The sequence below is a fragment of the Sphingomonas ginsenosidimutans genome (assembly GCF_002374835.1).
Taxonomy (GTDB): domain Bacteria; phylum Pseudomonadota; class Alphaproteobacteria; order Sphingomonadales; family Sphingomonadaceae; genus Sphingomonas; species Sphingomonas ginsenosidimutans.
The window spans coordinates 1-1,841 of sequence record NZ_NWVD01000042.1; the positions used below are offsets into that span (position 1 = coordinate 1).

Here is a 1,841-nt window from a genome sequence, read left to right on the forward strand (position 1 = left end):
ACACTACGAACGCCATCGAGGCCCTGAATTCGAAGGTTCGCCGTGCCGTCCGTACCCGCGGCCATTTCCCCGGTGACGATGCCGCGATGAAGCTGTTATATCTCGTGCTCAATCACGCGGCGGACGAATGGAAGCGCCCACCGCGCGAATGGGGTGAGGCCAAAAGTCAGTTCGCCGTAATCTTCGGTGAGCGCTTCGTCATCTAATGACGGTAACCGGCCTCCCGCACAAAATTCCTGACAGTCCCCATAGGGAAAAAGTTCATCCTCCCGCGGTTTGGCGATCGGCTTGCCGACACTATCACCCGGTCTGAAGTGACCGCGCTCGTAGAGGACATCACCTATCGTGACCCGATCCACCCGACCCCAAGAGCGGGACTGGGCGTGCATCAACAGCTGAGTTCGTTCTTCACCTGGGCGATGCCGAAGCTGGAAAAGCTACCAGCCAACCCCTGTCGAGATGCAGGCCGCCCTCCCCTTCCTAAAGCTCGCGATCGCTTCCTCTCAGATGCTGAAATTCGCATCTTCTGGCAGGCATGCGACGCAATGGGCTGGCCGTTCGGCCCCGGCTTCAAGCTGCTCCTCTTGACCGGCCAACGTCGCGGTGAGGTGTTCGACGCATCCCGTTCCGAGTTCGATGGCGATACCTGGGTCATTCCCGCGGCTCGAGTGAAGAATGGTAAAGCGCACATCGTGCCGCTCACCAATGCTGCCAGAGCGTTGATCGACGAGCTTCCGGTGATAGATGGGTCGCGCAAGCTCTTTCCCGTCGCAGGTAACCCCCACGCTTCGGTCAACGGCTTCAGCAAAGGGCATCCGCGCCTGCTGCGGGAGATGGCCAAGATCATGAAGGTAGACGCGGTGAGTCACTTCATCCTGCATGATCTGCGACGCACAGTCGCAACAGGCATGCAGCGCCTCGGAGTACCGATGCCCGTGACCGAAGCCGTGCTGAACCACATCAGTGGCTCCCGATCAGGTATTGCCGGCGTCTACCAACGCTACGATTACCAGCGGGAGAAACGTCAAGCGCTGGAAAGTTGGAACGATGAGCTGGAACGGATCGTGGGCGTGATCAGGCCGAACTGACCTCCGCAACACATTCGCTTGAAAGCTGCGCCGAGCGTTGGTTTACTCACCAGCCGGAGACGATGGCTAAGATTACGTGGAGTCTTAGTTGCACGGTAGTCGGATGTGACCGAACCAGACCGGCCTCCAGCAATTAGATTGCTTCAGCCGACGTAACAGCGATCGGCCGCACGCTTCGTCCGCCAGCTTCGCAGCAGCTTAATCTGTTTCTCATGCACGTCGTCGATCGCTGGCGCGGCCTGACAGGTTGTATTAGTCGCCTCCAAGTGTGAGTCCGAATTGTAAAGCCTGCCGCTGCTCGCGTGATCCAGGAGTGCGCGCAGCATCTGCCGCCCTCTCACCACGCGGCTCTTGATCGTACCGACAGGAACCTGTTCGATCGTTGCTGTCTCTTCGTAGCTCAAACCCTCGATCCCGACACACTGGATGCACCGCTGCTGCTCGGGTGTCAGGCGCGGCCACAGGCGGCGAACATCGCCCAACGTCACGACCCACTCTTGGTTTGTAAGCGTGGCGTGAGGACCGCAGTTTATGCGGCTTGGGCTGTTGGCTGATCTGTCTGGGGCACCCAGTTCCACGGCATCAGCTCGTCCCAGCGGGTGGCGGGCCAGTCGCCGGCGACCCTGGCGATGACATCGGCGATATAGGCCTGCGGGTCGACGCCGTTGGCCTTGCAGGTCTGGATGACGGTGTAGATGGCGGCGGCTCGCTCGCCGCCTGCGCGCGAACCCGCGAACAGCCAGTTGCGCCTTC

General features: G+C 60.5%; 4 protein-coding genes. 2 read left to right on the plus strand and 2 right to left on the minus strand.

Translation table 11 applies throughout. The annotated features are described in order from the left end of the window. Positions 1–206 (plus strand): transposase (locus COA17_RS18540; RefSeq protein WP_176484963.1); only part of this gene is annotated, 206 nt, incomplete at its 5' end. Between the two features lie 108 nt (positions 207–314). Continuing rightward, on the plus strand, positions 315–1,088 hold the full coding sequence (locus tag COA17_RS18545) for a site-specific integrase (RefSeq protein WP_096614350.1): 774 nt from the start codon (positions 315–317) through the stop codon (positions 1,086–1,088). A 143-nt stretch (positions 1,089–1,231) separates the two neighbouring features. Here COA17_RS18545 and COA17_RS18550 read toward each other — a convergent pair whose 3' ends face one another. Beyond that, complete coding sequence (locus COA17_RS18550) at positions 1,232–1,576, minus strand: RNA polymerase sigma factor (protein ID WP_245857949.1); 345 nt, start codon at positions 1,574–1,576, stop codon at positions 1,232–1,234. Between the two features lie 41 nt (positions 1,577–1,617). Beyond that, on the minus strand, positions 1,618–1,841 hold a 224-nt coding region (locus COA17_RS18555; RefSeq protein WP_141397025.1), incomplete at its 5' end, for a transposase domain-containing protein.